This is a genomic window from Roseibium aggregatum (genome assembly GCF_017309185.1).
In the GTDB taxonomy this organism is placed as follows: Bacteria; Pseudomonadota; Alphaproteobacteria; order Rhizobiales; family Stappiaceae; genus Roseibium; species Roseibium aggregatum_B.
In genome coordinates, this window is record NZ_JAEKJZ010000001.1 from 1,880,869 (window position 1) to 1,896,196 (window position 15,328).

At 60.3% G+C, this 15,328-nt stretch carries 8 protein-coding genes; 2 read left to right on the top strand and 6 right to left on the bottom strand.

Annotated features, from left to right (window positions below; translation table 11 throughout):
• Positions 1-176 precede the first annotated feature (176 nt).
• Together JF539_RS08150 and JF539_RS08155 are read left to right on the top strand one after the other, a co-directional pair.
• Positions 177-2,933 carry an EAL domain-containing protein gene (locus JF539_RS08150; protein ID WP_207139801.1) on the top strand — a complete coding sequence of 919 codons (2,757 nt, stop codon included), beginning with the start codon at positions 177-179 and terminating at the stop codon, positions 2,931-2,933.
• Between the two features lie 37 nt (positions 2,934-2,970).
• Positions 2,971-3,999, top strand: a complete 1,029-nt coding sequence (locus tag JF539_RS08155) for an Ldh family oxidoreductase (RefSeq protein WP_207139802.1) — start codon at positions 2,971-2,973, stop codon at positions 3,997-3,999.
• A 57-nt stretch (positions 4,000-4,056) separates the two neighbouring features.
• Here the strand turns inward: JF539_RS08155 and JF539_RS08160 are convergent, their stop codons facing one another.
• The 6 genes from JF539_RS08160 to JF539_RS08185 form a co-directional block, all read right to left on the bottom strand.
• Positions 4,057-4,410: a helix-turn-helix domain-containing protein gene (locus JF539_RS08160; RefSeq protein ID WP_209017047.1), complete on the bottom strand. Its 354-nt coding sequence runs from the start codon at positions 4,408-4,410 to the stop codon at positions 4,057-4,059.
• A gap of 253 nt (positions 4,411-4,663) precedes the next feature.
• Complete coding sequence (locus JF539_RS08165; RefSeq protein WP_207139804.1) at positions 4,664-9,010, bottom strand: translocation/assembly module TamB domain-containing protein; 4,347 nt, start codon at positions 9,008-9,010, stop codon at positions 4,664-4,666.
• Between the two features lie 5 nt (positions 9,011-9,015).
• Positions 9,016-10,998: an autotransporter assembly complex protein TamA gene (locus JF539_RS08170; protein WP_209017048.1), complete on the bottom strand. Its 1,983-nt coding sequence runs from the start codon at positions 10,996-10,998 to the stop codon at positions 9,016-9,018.
• A gap of 196 nt (positions 10,999-11,194) precedes the next feature.
• Positions 11,195-12,106, bottom strand: coding sequence for a bifunctional methylenetetrahydrofolate dehydrogenase/methenyltetrahydrofolate cyclohydrolase FolD (gene folD, locus JF539_RS08175; protein WP_207139805.1), 912 nt, complete (start codon positions 12,104-12,106; stop codon positions 11,195-11,197).
• Between the two features lie 138 nt (positions 12,107-12,244).
• Complete coding sequence (locus JF539_RS08180) at positions 12,245-13,429, bottom strand: AGE family epimerase/isomerase (protein ID WP_207139806.1); 1,185 nt, start codon at positions 13,427-13,429, stop codon at positions 12,245-12,247.
• A gap of 171 nt (positions 13,430-13,600) precedes the next feature.
• A complete protein-coding gene (locus JF539_RS08185; protein WP_207139807.1) occupies positions 13,601-15,139 on the bottom strand; it encodes a trimethylamine methyltransferase family protein in 1,539 nt (512 codons plus the stop codon).
• Between the last annotated feature and the right edge of the window lie 189 nt (positions 15,140-15,328).

The following is a 15,328-nucleotide window of genomic DNA, read 5'->3' on the forward strand; positions in this document are numbered from 1 at the left end:
GCAGTCGGCTCCGGGAGAGCCGTTGGCCGTTCGACGTTGCGGACTGCTGCTTCCTTGAGAGCGAGCGATGGGATCAAGACCGGGGGTGATGATCAACGACCCCGGTTCAAACGGGAATTTGGTTAGAGAGAGTGCTGAAGTCCTTCAAACAAGGAATGAGATGCGCCACGAACGCAATGATCCTGACACTCATTATCGTGGCGGGTGTTCTGGCTATGCGCGCATGGGGGCTTACAGCCGAATTTGACCGTTATCTGTGGGAAACACGGTTCAGCCTGGACCAGCGACCCGTGTCCGGCGAAATCGTCATGGTCGACATTGACGCCAGGAGCCTCGACCAGCTTGGCGTCTGGCCGTTGCCACGGCGCATTTACGCCGACCTGATTGACAGATTGAACGCGGCAGGTGCTGAGGAAATCGTTTTCGACGTTGATTTCAGCTCCGCTTCCGATGCCGAGGAAGACAGAATTTTCGCCTCGGCGATCGAACGGGCCGGAAACGTAAGCCTTGCCGTCTTTCTCCAATCAGCCACAGCCGATCCGGACTCTGGCCAGATCATCAATCGACCACTGGATATGTTCCTGGAAAATGCATGGCCGGTGGTGGTGATGGTGCCGATGGAGGACGACAGCCGGATCTGGCGAAACCTTTATGGCTATGACATTGGCGGAACAACAGAACTTTCCGTTGCCTCTTACATGAGCGGGTATTCCGGAGACCCTGCAGGTGCGTTCACGCTGGATTTCGGGATAGCGATCGACCAGTTGCCGCGCGTTTCCCTGATCGATGCTCTGAACGCCGCTGCGGATGAGGAAACGTTCGCGGGAAGAAAGGTTATCGTCGGTGCGAGTGCGCTTGAGCTTCGTGATCTGTTCGCTGTTCCGGTCTTCGATTTGCTGCCCGGTAGCCTTATCCAGGCGCTTGGCGCCGAGACGCTGATCCAGAACCGTGCGCTGACAATCGGCGGGGAAGGGGTCGCTGTCGCCGGAGTGCTCATTGTCTTGTTGCTGCTCATGATGACCAGCATTGACGGATGGCGGGTCAAGGTCGTGATCCTGGGGCTATGCGCCGTGGTGATCGAAGTCATCGCCTTCGCACTCCACAAGAACGAAACTCTCCTGGCCTCGACCGCGAGCGCGCATATTGCGCTCCTCATCGCCGCTGCCGGCGTCGTGTTCCGTGAACTCGGATTTCACAAGATTCTCCTGCATGTCACCACCATCGGCAAGCGGAACAGTGAACGGATGCTCGGGCTCGTGTTCGATGACAGTTTCGACGCGATTGTCGTCTTGAATGCGCAAGGAAGGATCACCGCCGCAAGTCAGGTGGCGCGCACTCTGTTCAAGTGTCACGAACCGGTGGGCAAGGCCGCCGCCGACCTCTTGCCGCAGGACCTTGTCGACGAAGCCAATTCCGTGCTCGCGATGCAATCCACAACTGTACCGGTTCCCAAGATTTCGGTGCTGCATCGGCACGGGGAGAAACACAGATACATTGAGTATGTCGTCACCCGCTCTGAAAGAGCAGTTGCGAAAGCAGACCGGCGCCGACAGGTGGAAACGCAAGCCGTTGCCTGTCTGACCTGCCGCGATGTGACCGAAGAGCGTGAATCTGCCGCGCAGTTGAAATATCTGGCCAGGTTCAACCCGATTACAGGCCTCCTGAACCGGGCCGGTTTCGAAGACGAACTCACCAAGTTGGCCGCGGGAACGAGGACGAGCGGCCGGGATCTTCTCGTGGTCCAGTTTGCCATTATCAATCTGGACCAGATCATCGCGTCGCTAGGGTTTTCTTTCGGAGACAAGATTCGGCATGCGGTTGCTTCACGGCTAAAAAACTATCTGGAGCATGAGGTGGTCTGGTCGGCAATCACGGCCGATGTGTTTGCTGGCGCACTGGCAATCGATCCAGATGCTGATTTCGAGGAATCCTTTGTCGAAACGGTGGAGCGAGTCGTTGGGGAAGATTATTCCCTTGATGGCTCCCGCATTACCGTGCAGCTGAAATTCGGTTATGTACGATCCAACGGTCCGATGGCGGCCGATGAGGTTCTCAAGGCGTCCGGAAACGCGCTCTCCAGGGTGCGCCGGGAAACGCGAAGCGCCGTTCTGGCATTCCGTCCCGAAATGAACGAAGCCCTGGAAAGACGCCGGAAACTGGAAACCGAACTGTTCAAGGCAATCGTGCGGGACGAGTTGAGAGTGGTTTATCAGCCGCTTGTCGATCTGAAGGATGGCGCAATTGTCGGAGCCGAGGCCCTGCTGCGATGGGAGCATCGACTGATGGGGTCAATCTCACCGGTCGAGTTCATTCCCATCGCCGAGGAGAACGGTTACATCGTCGAACTGGGGGCCTGGGTTTTGAACAGGGCCATGAAGGAAGCGATGACACTATCCGATGCGTTGCGGCTGTCCGTAAACGTATCGGCCATTCAGTTCAGCCGCGGCAACGTTGTGTCGACGGTCATTGAAGCTCTGGACCGGACAAATTTCCCTGCGGGGCGACTGGATCTGGAGATCACGGAGTCTCTGTTTATCGACGAAAGCCTGGATCTGCGGTTTTGCATGGAAGAGTTGAAGGCTCTTGGCTGCAGTTTCTCGCTGGACGATTTCGGAACGGGGTATTCTTCGCTCGGATACATACCCAAGTATCCGTTTTCAAAAATCAAACTGGACCGTTCTTTCGTTCGCGAAAATATCGACAGCGAAAAAGACATTGCAATCATCGAGGCCGTGTTGCATCTCGCCTCGGGCAACAATATGTCCGTTTTGGTCGAAGGGATTGAAACACCGGACCAGGCTCGGAAATTGTGCGAGCTGGGCTGTCAGTACGGTCAGGGATACCTTTATGGCCGTCCGATGTCAGCTATAGAACTGTCTGCGCTTCTTGCTTCGGCAGGCCAATATCCGGAGCTGAAGACGTCTTGTTCATGATGGCCCGAGTAACTGCAGCACGGGGTTCGACAATCCATTGAAAAAAACACTCTCAATCGCGGAGGCACAGCGACTGGCCGAGGCCGCGTTGATCGCGGCGGGGACGGCGCCGGAAAACGCCAGGCCCGTCGCGCGCGCGCTGGTCGCGGCGGAGGCTTCCGGACAGCCGGGGCACGGTCTGTCGCGAATTCCGTCCTATGTCGAGCAGGTGCGAACGAGCAAGGTTCGCGGCGGGGCTGTTCCTTCCGCTGAACTCGTCAAGCCCGGCGTTTTGCGGATCGATGCGGGATTCGGCTTTGCCTATCCCGCGATCGAGCTCGCTCTTGAAAAACTGCCTGCGATGGCTCGGGCCAACGGCGTCGCACTCGCCGCAATCGGAAGATCGCACCATTTCGGACAAGGCGGGGCGCATTGCGAACGTCTGGCGGAAAACGGCCTTGTGGCCATGATTTTCGGCAATGCTCCGAAGGCCGTCGCGCCCTGGGGCGGTTCCCGCGCGCTTTTCGGCACCAACCCGATTTGCTTCGCGGCGCCGGGCCCGGAGGGAATGCCGCCTCTGGTGATCGATTTCGCGGTCTCGAGGGTTGCGAAGGGCAAGATCATGGCAGCCGAGCGCACCGGGAAATCCATTCCGGAAGGCTGGGCGCTCGATGAAAAAGGTCAACCGACAACAAACGCTGCCGATGCCATGAAAGGGACGATGATCCCGATCGGGGAGGCCAAGGGAGCCGCCCTGGCCATGATGATCGAAGTGTTGTCGGCGGCGCTCGTCGGCGCGCATTTCGGTTTCGAGGCCAGTGGCCTGTTCGATGGAAAAGGAGAGCCGCCGAATCTCTCTCAGACCATTCTGGCGATCGACCCGGGCGTGACGTCGAACGAAGCATACTGGCAAAGGATCGCGGTTTTGTTCGAGGAGATCGAACAGACGGACGGCGCCCGCATGCCGGGCAGCCGTAGACTGGAAGCACGTGAGGCAGCCACCCGTGCCGGTCTTTCGGTCCCTGCGGAAATGTACCGGGATCTTCTTCTGCTGGCCGGAGAACGGTCCGAGGAGACAGGCATCTAGGACCGAAAAGATCCGCAGGGAGCCTTGCTGACCGTTTTCGAGGTCCGTTTGCCCGGGTCAGGATCCGTTGAGCCGTTCCTGTAACGCCGCGATCTCGTCGGCAAGTCCCTGGGCCTGTCTTTGGAGCCGGTCCAGAGCAACCCTCACGCCGTCGAGATCCGCCGAAGCCGGTTCGTCCATGACCGGGGGCGTGCCCCGGCCGACGAGCAGCCAGGTTGGGCTGACGTTCAATAGGCCGGCAAGAAGAACAAGCTTGTTGGAACGCGGTTCGGAGCGGTCCGATTCCCAGCTGTGCAGCGTGGAGGTCTTGATGCCGAGCCGTCGCGCCAATTGCGCCGTGGACAGGCCTGAAACGTCTCGGGCCTTGCAGATACGTTCGCCGAGTGTGTAGTCACTGCTCTTGGAAGACATAACCGAACTCCCGTCGGCTTCTTGGCGTTCCAAAGCCTGTTGATCGGGGTCCCCGGAATGGGATGGGGGCGTGTTTTTGAAAGGGTGGGTCATGGCGGGCACACTCGCACGTTACCTCTGTGCACCGCAACCGCAGCCATGGAGAATTGTCGCGTCCGGGTCAGACTGGGGCGTGTTTCGGCCAGTGGCTCGTGAAAAATGACGCCGCGCGGACCAAGGCTGCTCCAAGGGAAATTGATCGCGAGCATTGGAATTAGTATTCCTTCTCGAAGAAAATCCCGGCTTTTGAAGATCCGTCCGCGCCGACTTCGCCCCGGACTTTCAGCCCCCTGTCCAGATCGATATCGACCTTCACGCGGCTGGAATCTGAACCGGTTCCCTGTTCGACGCCGAGATAGATGTTGTCGTTAATGTATTTGCCGACCGCCACGGACGGGCCTTCGTCGCCATCGGTGTTGATGTCGATGGCATCGAGGCCCAGTGACTTCCGGATCTGGGCGAGAGGGCCGTTGTCGCTTCCACCGGTCAAGGTCGCGATGGCGGCGGCAAGGCGGGCCACCTGGGTGGCGGAAAGGTTGCCGACGCTTTTCCCGAACAACAGCAGCGCAAGAACCTCGTCCTGGGGCAACTCCGGTGACGAACTGAAAGCAATTTGAGGATCGTCCGCCTCGCCGCTGACCGTTACCGTGATGGTGGTGTCGCTCACCGTTGTTGTGGCCACGAAATTAAGGATCGGGGACAGGGAACCATCGAAGGTCGCGGTTCCCTCTGAGAAGACGAGACGGCGGGTCAGAATATCGAGCTGGCCGCGCTTGAGCGAAAAGGCCCCGATGGCCTGCGGATCGGCGGTGGTTCCGACCACGTTCAGATTGCCTTGCAGTTCGGCGTCGAGTCCCCGGCCGCGAACAAAGATCCGGCCGGGCGCGGACAGCACGATATTCAGCCGGGGCGGATTGCTCTTCTGTTGCGCCTGGCTTTGTTTCGTCTCGCCGCCAAGCTCCGCGACCTGCTCGCGGACGGCCCTGGAGGCGTTGACGTGCCGGACGTCCACCGGAGGGATACTGCCGGGCAGATATTCCGGCACGGAAATATCCGCCTTGTTGATGTTCACTTTCCCCGAAATGAGCGCGGACGCGCTCGGCGAGGCGAGGGGCCCGGCAATCTTGACGTCAGCGTCGACACTGGCCGTTACAAGTCCCGGATCGATATAGCGCCCCTCGTCCAGCTTGATCGACAGATCGGCCGGAAAGTCGTTCTTCAGGCCGACCGTTCCGGACGCCGCCAATGTCCCCCCGGTCGCAAGCTCGCCGCGGATGCCGTCGAGCGAGGCCCGGTCCTGTGTCGCCGTCGCGGACCCCTGGATATTTTGAACGGTCAGGCCCGTCGAAAGACTGGTGACTTTCAGCCCCACGGGCGTCGCTGTGATCTGATAGGTCGGAGCCTTGGCAGACCCGCTCACGGTCCCCTTCAGGGAAATGGCGCCGTCGGCGCGAATGCCTGCCTCCAGCATGGGTTTCTTTATGGCGGCGGTCGGAACCGTGCCGTCGAGCGTTATCGCCAGAGCGTTGGGTGCCGCCAATCCGACCGTTCCCGACGTCTTGAGGTCGAGGCCACCGGAATTCGTAACGCTGGTGGATTGGGAGATCTGATCGTCCTTGAGGCTTCCGGTCGATTTCAAGGTCAGGGCCGACAGCCCGTTGTCTTTCAGCTGTTTGGCGATGAGGCCGCCGCCCGTGATCGACCAGTTGGCCTCAGGCGCGCTTGCACTGCCCTTGGCGGACACGGTCCCCGACAGGCTGCCGCCGAGCCCGAGCGAGGACACGAAGGCGTTGGCGAGATTCAGCGGAACTTCCTTGAGCTCGGCGTTGAGATCGAGGGTCTGTCCCGCCGTGCCGGAAACCGCGAAGGAACCGTTGCCGAGTTGCAGTTCCAATGGTTCGATCACCGCATTGCCATTGGAATAGGAGACGGTGGTCGGGTTTTTCAGTTCACTGGAAATCCCCTGATAGCGCATCGCCAGTTGCGAAAGTGCCAGGAGGTAGCCGCCAGACTCCGGCTGGCTGAAACGGCTCGTCAGCGTCAAGCCGTCCTTACCGCTCTCATCCATTTTCACATCGGCCGTCAGAGCGGTGCCGCCGTTGTCCGGCTTCGCCGTTATCTTGGCGCTGTGGATCGGCGTTGCGTCGGTGATCAACTCGGAAACGAGAATGTCCGCGGTGACCGTTTCAGCGGCGTAAGGGGCCGCCAGATCGGCCTTGAGTTTTACCGTCCCGATACTGACCGACGGAACTTCGATATCGGTTCCGGTGACATCCAGCGAGAGGGTTTTGCCATCTGGATCGGCGGTGACTGTTCCTTGCAGGCGCCCGCCGATATCCGTCAGAACCAGTGGCGACAGTGAGGCGAGATCCGGGGCATCGATCTTCAGGTTGCCTTCCAGCGTTTCCACCGGATTGGCGAGATCCACGATGGCGAGATCTCCAGAGATGGTGTTTCCGGCCAAGGCAATCGAAAGAGGAGAGATCTGAGCGCCGCCATCCCGGCTGGTAAGCTCGACATCGACCTCGATCGGTTGGCCGTTCAGGGAAGCCGAGCTCTTGACGACGGCCGTCGGAGCCTTGGGGTCTGCCGTGGCGTCGGCGGAAAATGCCAGGTTTCTCAGAGGGGTGCCTGACAACAGGATTTCGTCCGAAGACGCATCCGCCTTGACCTTGAGCGCAGCGACCGGTCCGGAGGTGGTCGCCTTCAGCTTGACGCTGCCGCCGAGTTGAGGATCGACTTTCGAGAGATCGGCGAGGCTGGCGGAAAGGTCGGATGTCAGCGTGTTGTCCCGATAGGCCGCCTTGCCGGACACATCGAGTGCCTCGTTCTTCAGGGCAAGGCTTTCGGCCGCGATGTCGTCTTGCCCGTTCAGCCGGATCGACGCGTCGATCCGGCTTTCTCCGGTAAGAAGCGCATCGGCCTGGGCCGTTCCGGTGATCAAGTCCCGTGTGACAAGGGCAATGGCGGCTGACCCGTCTACAGCCGTGGGGTCAAGGTCTGCGGAAAACGATGCCGCAACGCTGCCGCCAAGCTCGCGGCCCGCAAGACCTGCGAATTTCGAAAGGTCAGCCAGGGAAAGCCGGCCCTGAGTGGAAACCTTCTCGGCTGAAAACCGGCTGTCGTTCAGCGTGACCGTCCCGACCTGGGTATCGATTGCAAGATCGGAGAGGTGAGCCGTCTGTTTTCCGCCATCCGCCGTGCCGGCGGCCCTGAGGGACACCGGTCCCGAAAGCGGCTCGGTTTGCTGGATCAGGCCTTTCAGGGCAGCGATCTTCATTTCAAGCGCGAATGGCGTTGTCAGAACCTCCGGCGACAGGTCCGCGCCCTTTCCGGAGGCCTGCAGTGTGAACGCGCCGGTTCTGGCTTCCGTGGTCTGAAGGGAGGCGAGATCGACCTGCACGGACCAGTCGGCCGCAGTTCGCTCCCCTGAGACCGAGGCTTCGATCTTCAGCGGACCGAATGCGACACGCCGGTCTGAAAGGTCGACGGCGATCAGGGCGTTGTCGCCCGCGCTTACGGAGAGAGAGGTCCGGGCGTCGAGAGTGTTGTTGCCGAGGGCCGCGTTTGCTTCCAGCGAAACGGTCTGGGTGCTTAGCGAGAGCTGTGCGGAGCGTGGTGCGAATTCCGGAGACAGGGCCGCACTTCCCTTCGCGTGCGTTGTGCCGAGAACGAAGGCTTGCGCGGCTGGAGGAGCAAGTGCCGTGAGATCGCCATCAAGGTCGAAATCAAGGGTGCGGCCGGTTGGCGTTTCCTTGAGACTGGCCGAGCCGGTGACGGTTTTCCGGTTGTCCAGGGCAAGCTCAAGTTTGGCTGCCCAATCGGTCAAGGGACCGTCGCCTTGCAAGACCAGGTCAACGGCGGGAAGATCCGGAACGTCCAGCAATCGCGCCGCCAGTCCGCCGCGCGGTTCGGACACTCTGACATCGAAAGCAAGCGTTTCCGACGCGGGTTCGAACGCGGCTTTCGCGTTCAGGCCGGCTTCGATCCCGTCGATCCTGTGCACTCCGAGGTCTGCGGTGATCAAGGCGGGGTCGAGCGCGAAGGATCCCGACCCGGAGGCGGAAAGTGATACGGGGGCGCCAAGAACCGGTTCCGCTACATTGATCTCGTCGATTGTAAGCTGGGACAGCGAGACATTCACGGGAAGGGAAAACCCTCCGGCGTCAGAGCTCTCCGTCTCATCACCGGTCGCGGCCGTCTGCTGCTCGGCGGGCAGCCTGAGCATGTCAATCCGCTCGACGGACAAGGAGGTGATGTCCAGATCGCCGGAGATGAGCTGAAGCGGATGCCAGTTGAGGGAAATACCGCTCGTGTTGAGCCAGGCGCCCTCCTGATCGCCGACCGAAATCCGGCCGACATCGGCATTCAGGCCGAAGCTCATGTAGAGATCCTCGACCGTAATCGTCTGCGCATCGGTGGACGCGAGGTTGCTGACGACGCTGGACACGAGAGTACGTCCTGCCTGAACCTGCAGCAGGCCGATCGCGGCGAGTGGCGTTATGACGACAAGCGCCAGCAGGAATCCGAAGATCCGCAGTAAGAGACTTAAAAGTCGCATAGGTATTAAAACGCCTGGCTCAACCCAACGTACAACGCGAAATCCGGATCGTCCTGATCCGGGTCCAGCGGAATGGCCGCATCGATTCGAAGCGGGCCTATGGGAGTAAAGTAGCGCAGGCCGGCGCCGACGCCCACCTTCAGCTCTTCCGAAAAGTCCGGAACGCTGTCTTCGTAGGCGTTCCCGGCGTCTACAAAACCGACGATGCCGATCGTTTCCGTGATCCGGACACGGACTTCGCCGGACAATTCGATCAGGGAGCGGCCGCCGATGACTTCGCCGTTTAGCCTCGGTCCGACGTTGCGATAGGCGTAACCGCGAATGGAACCACCACCGCCGGCGATGAAGCGCCGGCTGGCCGGCACCGCTTCGACGGAGGGCGCGACAATCGACCCTGCAGTCACCTTTCCTGCCAGAATGAAGCGCTTGGCCTCGTCCAGCGCGTAATAGCTCGAAACAGTACCCTTCACGAACCCCATCGCGTTCGAGTTCAGGGTGTCATAGGCCGGTTCAGCGAACAGGGCGGCGAAGATCCCCTTGGAGGGATTGAGCTTGTCGTCCCGGTTGTCGAACGTCAGATCCGCCGGGAGGCCGACCAGCAGATAGTCGTTGTCGCCGAAAGCATCCTCGTCATAAGAGTAGAAGACTTCCGCGCCGGCCCGTCCGTTCAAGGTCTCCGAAAACTGCCGGTTCAAAAAGGCGTTGTAGGTCACCGATTTGCTTTTATAGGCGTCCGGATTTTCCTGCTTTGCTTCCAGGCTCGTGGAAAAGCTGGTCAGCGGACCGAAAACGCCCGGTTTTTCGAAAGCAATCTTTGCGGAGTATTCCTGATTTTCGAAGCTCTCGGTGCCGATCCGCCCGATGGAGCCTTCGACCGACAGAAGTTCTCCGCGGCCAAACAGGTTCCGGCGCCTCCAATATCCTTCAAGCCCGAAACCCTCGGTGCTGGACCAGGATGCACCGGCGCCGATGACATGACGTTTGCGCTCGCTGACTTCGATTGTAATGGGCAAGGCTCCGTCCGGACCCTCAATGTTGCCCTCGACGAGTCTGATGGACGAAAAGATGCCAAGTTCGTTCAGACGTTTGCGGGCACGGGCCAGGTCCTCGGGCGAATAGATGCCCCCCTCGGGCAGCATGGCCTGCTGAATGACGAAATCAGGGTCCGTGACTTCCGTCCCGGTAACGGATACGGCGCCGAAACGGGCCTGCGGGCCGGCGTCCGCGATCAGCGTGACAGCCAGAGTGTTACTGGAGTGGTCGGCGGTGATCCGGCGCTCGGCGATCTTGGCCTTGGGATAGCCGCGTCCGCGCAAGACGTTCACGATCCGGCCTTCCGCCGTCAGGATCTTGCCCGAGCCTGCAGGATCCCCGCGGGAGAGCTCCCAGAAAGACGGGTCCGTGGAAAGTTCGCCGCCGCGCGCTGAAATCGCGACGTCGCCGAATGTGAACGCGGGACCGGGGCTGACCAGGATGACGACCTTGACCGGCCTGGCATTCGGAAGGTCGCTCTGTTCAAGCGCTGTTTCAAGCGGAATGCCTGCGAGTTTGATATCTACGGTGCCGCCATACCTGGCGTCCGCGTAAAGTTTGGCAACCAGCCGTTCCCGGTCCGAAAGCGCACGGGCAATCAGGCCGGCTTCGCCGGACGGCGGCTTGTTCTGTTGTTGAAGCAGCAAAGACGCGCTTTTCAGGCCGGAAGCCAGATCGTCACTGTCCCCGGAAACGGACAGCTCTGCCTCGTAAGGCAAGGGATCGGGCACCGCTTCGGTATCTTCTTCTTTGGAGCCGAACGGATTCCAGCCGAACAATTCAAAGGAGTGCGCGGGGGGAGCGGCCAGTAACAGAGCCAGGCAAACCAGAACGGAGGTGAAGAGAGCCCGGACATGTAAAAGGGTTCCGGCTGCCAATCCCGCAGCCAGTGCCGATTTCGCGCTATGATGCACGTCCGAACAGAAGTCGGACTTGCAGGACGGTAGACCCTTCACTTACTGCCGCCTGTCGAATTGGCCTGGCCGGATGGATACTAAATGTCGCTTAAGATCCCGCCAAACTGCTTACGCAGCCCCTACCTGAGCAGATTAGGATGCCATGGTTAAGGTTTACTGAACCACGATAGACCATGGCTCAGTATCCAACGCAAGTACGAAGGGGCATCAAGAGTTTAGCTTTTACGGGGTGTTTTCAAAAGAGCGCATCTTCTTCGGGAAGACCCAGAAGGCGTCGGGCTGCTGTCAGGGTGTTCACCATCAGCATGGCAATGGTCATCGGTCCGACCCCACCCGGGACCGGCGTAATGGCACCCGCCACTTCAACAGCTTCGTCAAAGGCGACATCGCCGACAAGCCGGGTTTTCCCTTCGCCGCGTTCGGGAGCCGGGATCCTGTTGATGCCGACGTCGATCACGGTCGCGCCGGGCTTGATCCAGCTGCCTTTGATCATCTCCGGCCGTCCGACCGCGGCGACCGTGATATCCGCAGAACGCACAACGTCGGCAAGGTCCTTCGTGCGGCTGTGAGCAATGGTGACGGTGCAACTTTCCTGAAGCAGCAGACTTGCCATCGGTTTGCCAACGATGTTGGAGCGCCCGACAACGACGGCGCTCAACCCGGCCAGGGGTTCGCCGAGAGTGCGTTTCAAGAGCACGAGGCTGCCGGCCGGCGTGCAGGGAACCAGAGCGCTGTCGCGTTCACCGGCTGTAAGAAGGCCGACGTTGATCGGATGAAAGCCATCGACGTCCTTTTCGGGACGGATCAGGCGCAGCACTTTGCTTTCGTCGATATGCGGGGGCAGGGGCAACTGCACCAGGATGCCGTGAATGTCCGGATCGTTGTTGAGCTTCTCGACAAGGTCGAGAACGTCTTCTTCGCCTGTTTCGGTCGCGAGCGTGTGTTTGACCGAGTGAAAACCGCAGGCCTCCGCGGCGCGGTCCTTGTTGCGGACATAGACCTGGCTCGCCGGATCCTCGCCGACCAGAACGACCGCCAGGCCCGGACGCTTGCCGGTGGCCTTCAGCAATGCAGCCGCGCGGCGCGCGATTTCCTCTCTGACGGAGTCCGCTATGGCTTTTCCGTCAATGATTTTTGCCTGGGGCATGCCGCCTCCCGATTGTTCTTTTGCAAAAGACGTCGTTTTCGGCGCACAGCTATAGAACGCCGTTGGAAAATGAAAAAGACCGTTTGCGTCATTTTCCTCTCAGCTTCCGTCACGATCTTCGGACAGATGCCGCCGCTGTCAGGCGCTGTTCACGAATTCATTGAGTTCCGCGATAGCGCAGACAATGTGATAGAGGGAGCTGGCAGGCGCTGCTTCCTCCACAAAAGTGCCATCCTGCTTCATCTTGTCCCGCCACAGTCCGTCGGGCACACCTTCGAAAAAGATCTGAAGCGCGCGAACCGCGTCGGGAATATCGGAAAGATAGGCAGCCCGTTCCGGACCTGTCGAGACCCTGACCAATCCGACCGCCGCCTTGATCCATTCGGTTTGGCCCCAAAGCCGCGCGAGCGGATCGCGGACGGAAAAATCGTCGTTGAGCGACATGAACGTCACGCCCCGGCTTTCGTCGATGCCATAGGTCCAGCCGATATCGTAAAGTCGGCGGGCAGCGATCAGCGCGCCGGCATCCTTCCGGGAGCTTCCCCAGCGGGTGAGGAGCCAAGCCCACTCGAACTGGTGGCCCGGCTCCATGACCCGGCCTGTGTCGTCTGGCATCGGCGTCCAGTCCAGGTCGAAGAACTCCCGCAAGCCGCCGTTGATCGGGTCGATGAACCGTGTCAGCGCCAATTCCGCGATTTCATCCGCAAGTTCGGACCACGCCGGATCGTCCGAAATGGCCTCCCAGGCCAGACAGGCCTCGAACAGGTGCATGTGCGGATTGGAACACAGAGGCCGTCTGTCCGGATTGGCTTCCCGGAAACCGGCTTCAGGGTGGCGATAGTGATCGATCAGAAAGTTGAGCAAATTGGTCGCACGGTCGACCGACTCGTTTTTCAACGAAGGAAGCGTCTTTGCCACCTGAGCGAAGCCGAACAGCGCGAATACCTGATTGTAGAGATCGAAGACGCCGTCTGTGACACGGTTGTCGATGCCGACGGCTCCCACGGCAAAACCCTCTTCGGTGAAGTAACGGTCCAGGTACCAGGCCTGGAGGTTTCCGGCCATTTCGCCTGCGGGTCCGCTCCAGCCGAGATCGGCGCCGGCCAGGAACGAATAGATCTGCCTGGGGACAACGCGCGCCCGGCGTGGCACGGAAACGGGTTCGCGGGTGAGCACGTCAATCGCTTCGTAACACTCGCCCTTTTCGAAGTCGGTGCCGCAGGACAGCCATGTCGGCAGGGCTTTTTGAGTGAGCCAGTCAGTCAGCTCCCTTGCCAGACGGGTTACGGTTTGACAGTCGGCAGTCTGATCGGAAGCGGACATCGATTTCCTCTCGCCCAGGGGATCGCACACAGGACAGTTGAGACAGGGTAGTCTGTCCTGTTTATCGAACTAAAGACCGCGAGCCGGAAATGGTTCCGGGAGTCAGGAATTGCGGGCCGGGTGTTACACCAAAGTCACAGGCCCGCAGTCTCCTTGTTCCGGAGAAAACTCCTAGACGTTGCTGTCCGGGAACGACGCCTTGCGTTCGGCCATGAAGGCCTGCAGGGCTTCGTCGACACCGGGGTCGAGCTCCGGACCCGTATAGGCTCTGAGCTGTTCCTTCCAGCGCAGGTTGGCGCGCCGTGCGGAGTCGAGTTCGCCGTCGGAAAGCCACTGTTCGTAGGAATTGTTGTCGGCGATAGACGAGCGGTAAAAGGCGCTTTCGAAATTGCGTTGCGTGTGCGCGGCCCCGAGGAAGTGACCGCCGGGCCCGACCTCCTGCAACGCATCCATCGCGAGGCTTTCCTCCGAAACGTCAATGCCTTTCGCCAGCACATGCATCATGCCGAGCTGGTCGGCATCCATGACGAATTTTTCGTAGGACGAACACAAACCGCCTTCGAGCCAGCCGGCGGCGTGGAGGCAGAAGTTCACTCCGGATTGCACGGTGGCCAGAATGGTCTGGGCGGATTCCTGCGCCGACTGGGCATCCGGAAGTTTGGAGGCTGTGAAGGAGCCGCCGGAGCGGAAAGGCAAGTTGAGCCGCCGGGCCAGCTTGGCGGCGCCGTTCAAAAGAAGCGAGCCCTCCGGGCTGCCGAAGGTCGGAGCGCCGGACTGCATGGAAATGGAACTGACGAAGGCGCCGAAGACGACGGGAGCCCCGGGGCGGATCAGCTGGGTGAGGGCACAGCCCGCCATGGCCTCGGCCAGAACCTGGGAGAGTGTTCCGGCAACGGTGACCGGGCTCATCGCGCCGGCCAGAATAAAGGGCGAAACGATACAGGCCTGGTTGTTGCGCGCGTAGACCTTCAATGCACCGAGCATCGTCGCGTCGAAGACGAGCGGCGAGTTGGCGTTGATGAGTTGGATCATCACGCAATTCTGGTCGACGAAGTCCTCGCCAAAGGCGATCTGCGCCATCCGCACGGAATCTTCCGCCCGTTCGGGAGCGGTCACGGAGCCCATGAACGGTTTGTCCGAATGCTTGATATGAGCATAGACCATGTCGAAATGCCGCTTGTTCACCGGCAAGTCCACCGGTTCGCACACCGTCCCGCCAGAATGGTGCATCCATGGCGACATGTAGGCCAGTTTCACGAAGTTCCGGAAATCCTCGATGGTGCCGTATCGGCGGCCCTGGTCGAGATCGGTCACGAAAGGGGGACCGTAGACCGGGGCGAACACCAGGTTGTTGCCACCGATTTCGACGCTTCGGGCAGGATTGCGCGCGTGTTGGGTGAACTGCGAAGGAGCGGTCTTGAGGATCTCGCACAGCATGCCCTTCGGAAAACGCACGCGCTCGCCGTCGATTTCGGCTCCGGCGATTTTCCAGATGTTCAAAACCTCCGGATCTTCGCGGAATTCCAGGCCGATTTCGGCAAGAATCCGGTCGGCGTTCGCCTCGACTCGTTGTGCGCCTTCGTCGCTCAAGACATCGTAAACCGGAATGTTGCGGGAGATGTAGGGAACGGCCTGACCGCCGGATCCGGCCTGCCGGCGTTCGCGGCGTGCGGATCTTCCTCGGCGGCCTGACGGTGCGGCGTCTGACATGTCTTCGCTCCCAAATTGGTATTTCGTGTGTCGCAGTCTTTCTCAAGTCATGCGACGGTCCGGGTCCAGAAGCGTCTTACCCTACTCTAAATCCGGCATGAAGGGCGTGTTGGAAATTTCCGGGTTGACTGCGCCCGGGTACGTGGCGCAGCCGGAGGAGAAGGCGGAACGGCAGCATGTGTCGCTATT

Bases quoted from the DNA above. Each gene is read 5' to 3' on its own strand.
- JF539_RS08185 (WP_207139807.1), bottom strand. From the start codon at position 15,139: ATGTCAGACGCCGCACCGTCAGGCCGCCGAGGAAGATCCGCACGCCGC.
- JF539_RS08150 (WP_207139801.1), top strand. From the start codon at position 177: ATGATCCTGACACTCATTATCGTGGCGGGTGTTCTGGCTATGCGCGCA.
- JF539_RS08165 (WP_207139804.1), bottom strand. From the start codon at position 9,010: ATGCGACTTTTAAGTCTCTTACTGCGGATCTTCGGATTCCTGCTGGCG.
- folD (WP_207139805.1), bottom strand. From the start codon at position 12,106: ATGCCCCAGGCAAAAATCATTGACGGAAAAGCCATAGCGGACTCCGTC.
- JF539_RS08180 (WP_207139806.1), bottom strand. From the start codon at position 13,429: ATGTCCGCTTCCGATCAGACTGCCGACTGTCAAACCGTAACCCGTCTG.
- JF539_RS08160 (WP_209017047.1), bottom strand. From the start codon at position 4,410: ATGTCTTCCAAGAGCAGTGACTACACACTCGGCGAACGTATCTGCAAG.